Source organism: Psychrobacter sp. AOP3-A1-26, assembly GCF_052378235.1.
Lineage (GTDB): Bacteria > Pseudomonadota > Gammaproteobacteria > Pseudomonadales > Moraxellaceae > Psychrobacter.
The window spans coordinates 1-4375 of record NZ_JBQSXN010000131.1 but is presented as its reverse complement, the minus strand read 5'-3'; the positions used below and the strand labels follow the sequence as shown (position 1 = coordinate 4375).

General features: G+C 42.8%; 5 protein-coding genes. 2 read left to right on the top strand and 3 right to left on the bottom strand.

The features are described 5' to 3' along the window. Positions 1-199: 199 nt before the first annotated feature. From ACT3TU_RS13560 to ACT3TU_RS13550, 3 genes are read right to left on the bottom strand one after another with little or no spacing between them, the layout of a single operon-like run. A complete protein-coding gene (locus ACT3TU_RS13560; protein WP_192524260.1) occupies positions 200-1651 on the bottom strand; it encodes an NAD-dependent succinate-semialdehyde dehydrogenase in 1452 nt (483 codons plus the stop codon). Positions 1652-1672: 21 nt separating this feature from the next. Continuing rightward, positions 1673-2053, bottom strand: coding sequence for a carboxymuconolactone decarboxylase family protein (locus ACT3TU_RS13555; RefSeq protein WP_192524259.1), 381 nt, complete (start codon positions 2051-2053; stop codon positions 1673-1675). 15 nt (positions 2054-2068) lie between these two features. Beyond that, a complete protein-coding gene (locus ACT3TU_RS13550; RefSeq protein ID WP_192524258.1) occupies positions 2069-2719 on the bottom strand; it encodes a GntR family transcriptional regulator in 651 nt (216 codons plus the stop codon). Positions 2720-2903: 184 nt separating this feature from the next. Between ACT3TU_RS13550 and ACT3TU_RS13545 the strand changes: the two genes are divergently transcribed. Both ACT3TU_RS13545 and ACT3TU_RS13540 read left to right on the top strand, forming a co-directional pair. Next, positions 2904-3506, top strand: coding sequence for an amino acid synthesis family protein (locus ACT3TU_RS13545; RefSeq protein WP_444784488.1), 603 nt, complete (start codon positions 2904-2906; stop codon positions 3504-3506). Between the two features lie 13 nt (positions 3507-3519). Further along, positions 3520-4350 (top strand): alpha/beta fold hydrolase, encoded by an 831-nt coding sequence (locus ACT3TU_RS13540; RefSeq protein ID WP_192524257.1) that lies wholly within the window; start codon positions 3520-3522, stop codon positions 4348-4350. The last annotated feature ends 25 nt before the right edge of the window (positions 4351-4375 follow it).

The following is a 4375-nucleotide window of genomic DNA, read 5'->3' as shown; positions in this document are numbered from 1 at the left end:
CAAAATATTAAAGCCAGGCGGCTTCGGTTGCCTGGCTTTTTTGTGCGCAGCATTTCTTCTCTTAAATGCAGTCTAAATTTAGTGTGCCACTACACTATTTAGCTGGCTCTAGGTGTCGCTCTTAACGGTAGAAATTACTTAGGTAGTGTGCTTAATATTGGGGTTTGTTTAATAGCACATCGGATTCATCTCATAATGATCAACCGATATCTAAACAAATATACTTAGTCTCAATATACTCTTCGATACCATATTTTGAGCCTTCACGTCCCAAACCTGACTCTTTTACACCGCCAAAAGGTGCTAATTCAGTGGTCAGCATACCCGTATTGACCCCAACCATGCCTACCTCTAACGCCTCAGCCACTCGCCAGACTCGTCCAATATCACGACTATAAAAATATCCTGCCAAACCGTATTCTGTGCTGTTTGCTAAAGCAATACCTTCCTCATCTGTATCAAACTTAAAAATCGGTGCGATTGGACCAAATATCTCCTCAGTAGCCACGCGCATGTCATTGCTAACACTTGTCAAAATAGTCGGTTCAAAAAAGTTTTTGCCAGTCTCAAATCTTTGACCCCCACAAAGGACAGTAGCGCCTTTATTTTTGGCGTCATCTACAAAAGCTTCAGCACTGTCAGCTGCGATTGAGGTAATCAAGGGCCCTTGCATGACTCCTTCATCTAAGCCATTTCCTATCTTTATATCAGCGACTTTTTTAGCTAATTTTTGTGAGAATTCATCATATACACCAGCTTGTACAAAGAAGCGATTGGCACAGACACAAGTTTGACCACTATTGCGATATTTGCTGACCATAGCGCCCTCGACAGCGGCATCTATATCAGCATCATCAAACACGATAAAGGGCGCATTACCGCCAAGCTCTAACGACATTTTTTTGACGGTATCAGCACACTGCTTCATAAGTATCTTGCCCACACGAGTCGAACCCGTAAAACTAATTTTTTTGACTATAGGATTGCTGGTCATCTCCTCTCCGATAGCGATCGGATCCCCCGTAACGACACTGTAAATACCGTCAGGAATACCTGATAGCTGAGCCAAATAGGCCATAGCTAATGCTGAATAGGGCGTTTCCATAGCAGGCTTGACGATCATAGGACAGCCTGCTGCTAATGCAGGACCAGCTTTACGACTAATCATAGAATGCGGGAAGTTCCAAGGCGTAATAGCCGCCGTAACTCCAACAGGTTGTTTAATCACCACTAAACGCTTATCTGCCATATGACCTGGAATGAAATCTCCATAAATACGCTTAGCTTCTTCAGCGAACCACTCTAAATAATCAAGTCCACTTTGAATCTCTCCTCTAGCCTCAATCAAAGGTTTACCTTGTTCAGTAGTCATTAGCAGTGCTAAGTCTTCTATATTGTTAGCAATTAGCGTATGCCATTGGCGTAAAATAACACTGCGCTCTTTACCTGTCTTTTTTGACCAAATGGCTTGAGCCTCACTAGCTGCTTTGATAGCACGACGAGTCTCTACTGCCCCCATTAAGGGCACGGTTCCTATAAGCTCATTGGTTGCTGGATTGAACACCTCATGTGTCTGCTTATCATCAGCATCACACCAAACCCCATTAATAAAAGCTTGTTGTCTAAATAGCTCACTATTGGTCAATTGCATACTTTTCTCCCAGTGCTTTTATTAAAGTAAGTTATGTTCAGTCAGTACTTTACGGGCAATGCGAAAACACTCCACCCCTTGTGGTACACCGCAATAGATGGCGATAGCGTGTATAGCCGCTCGGATTTCTTCAACTGAACAGCCATTAGTGATGGCTCCATTTAGATGCAGCTCCCATTCATGCATTTTTCCTAAAGCGGCAATCATAGTTAGATTCATAAGTGAGCGAGTTTTAGCGTCGATAGCCGCGTCACCCCAGCCAAAACCCCAACACCATTCTGTCATGGCTTCTTGGAAAGGACGATTAAAATCATCAGCCGCCTTTAAGTTGTTTTCGACATAGTCAGCGCCTAAGGTTGCTTTGCGCTGGTTAAGTCCTAGCTCGAACCGTTGCTTATCCATAGTTATTTCTTCCTTTTAGTTATTTAATTGTAAACCTAGTTGGCAAGCCTCATTGATATGATTTTGGCAGGCTTTAACCGCCGCTTCACTATCCCCTTTGGCAATATTGTCGATGATCTGTTGTAAATTATTCGGCCCTTTTATGACACGTTCTTGGGTGGATAGCGTCATAAATCTCAGGCGGCCAATACGGCCATTTAATCTGTCCGTTAACTCCCATGCCACAGTCATGCCAGCTGTAAAAAATAAGTATTGATAAAACAGCCGTGCCTGTTCCATCGCTTCCGCCACTTCTCCTGCTTGCAGTTCAGCGCGAATCTCAGTTAAGTCATTTTGCAATCTCTGTACTATCTCATCGGTAACTTGCTCAGCACAGTGACGTACTGCTTCACACTCTAGCATGGCACGCAAGTGGTAAATCTGACGAATCTCATCGCTTTCTAACACAGTTACTAGGGGGCCTACGTTAGAAACGGTTACCAGATGCTCACTTTCCAAATGTCTAATACATTCTCTTACTACCGTACGACTGACCCCTAGTTTTTCGCAAATAGTGCGCTCTACCAAACGCTCACCTGGGACAAGCTGCCCTGTCATAATGGCTAAACGTAATTGTTCCAACGCCGTTTCTTTCAAAGTTTTTGGCTTTTCGACTTTTTCTAGCATTATCTCTATTCTCTTAGAATGTTCAGTTCAGTATAACGATTAAGAAAAAGAAAATCAGCAACCTTAAATACTGTATTACGGTATACCATAACATTTATTTTTAAAAAAGCTAGTATTTTATATAATATAGTATTATGGTATACCAAGAGTGATAAATAATGTTAAACAAACTAGGATGCTTCTGATGCTAAAACCAGAAATTAGAAAAATAGTTACTTTTGAAGAAGAAACCTTTATTGAAGGCTACAAGTCTGCGGATACCCCCCTACGTCTGTTTGCCGTTGCAGCCGTGATTACCAATCCATGGGCGGGACATTATGTAGAAGATCTAAAGCCTGAAATTCAAGCTTACGGTCCGGTATTAGGCAAATTACTCACCGATAAAATAGTCAAATTGGCAGGTGGTGCTGAGAATATACAAGCCTATGGCAAAGCGGCTGTTGTCGGATTAAATGGCGAGATTGAGCACGCTTCAGGATTAATTCATACCTTATGCTTTGGCAATTTTTATCGTGAAGCTTTATCGGCTAGTAGTTATTTGTCTTTCACTAATATTCGCGGCGGCGCAAACTCACCCATTATGGTTCCGCTAATGGATAAAGACGATGTTGGTCGCCGCTCACATTATTTGACGATCCAATTTTCTATTGCTGATGCCCCTCGTGATGACGAAGTGGTTATCGTTTTGGGCGGTGCCACAGGGGGTCGTCCGCATCATCGTATTGGTGATCGTTATCAAGATCTAAAAGATCTGGGTCGCGATTTGGAAAACCCAGCAGCCGTTTAAGGAGCAGGCAGTAATGAGATGGTCACGCCAACTTTCTGATGGAATCGCTTATCATTATAACGCTAATAGTAAGGTCGATAAAAAAGCCTTACGCATCGTTTTTATCCATGGTGTAGGCTTACGCGCTGAAAGCTGGTATCGGCAGTTATCAGCTTTTGACACTCAATATCATTGTTATGTTATTGATATGCCAGGTCATGGAGAAAGTGAGCTATTAGCTGACTCTCAATTGACCTTAGATGACTTTTCTGGCGTACTCAAAAACTTTATCAAAACGGTTGTCAGGCAGCCAGCAATCATCGTCGGACATTCGCTAGGCGCGATGACAGCGCTACAAACAGCGGTGTCTTACCCAGAAGTAGTACGCGGGGTTGCCGCTCTAAATGCTATATATGATCGTTCTGATAATGCTGCTAAAAATGTGCAAACTCGGGCTGAATCGCTACTCAATGATCTTAAGCAAAACGTCAGCGATCAACCTATTGCTAGATGGTTCGGTGCAGAATTAGAGTACCGTGATGATGCAGAGCTATGTCGAGCTTGGCTAGATAACGGCAATCGCTTGGGGTATGCACGTGCCTATCAAATGTTTGCTGATTTAGTAGGTATTGAGGCGGCAGATTTAAAGACGATCAAAGCTCCTGCACTATTTTTGACAGGTGAATGGGACATTAACTCTACACCTGAAATGTCATTAGCAATGGCAGACATATTACCAAATGCTGAAGCTTTTATCGCTCCCAAAGCTCGTCATATGGCGCAAATGACCCATGCCGATAATATCAATGCAGCATTAGCAAAATTTTTTACTCAATGCGCCGCGTACAACGTTGTTGACGCCTAATTTGACAAGAGAGGTTATTATGAAA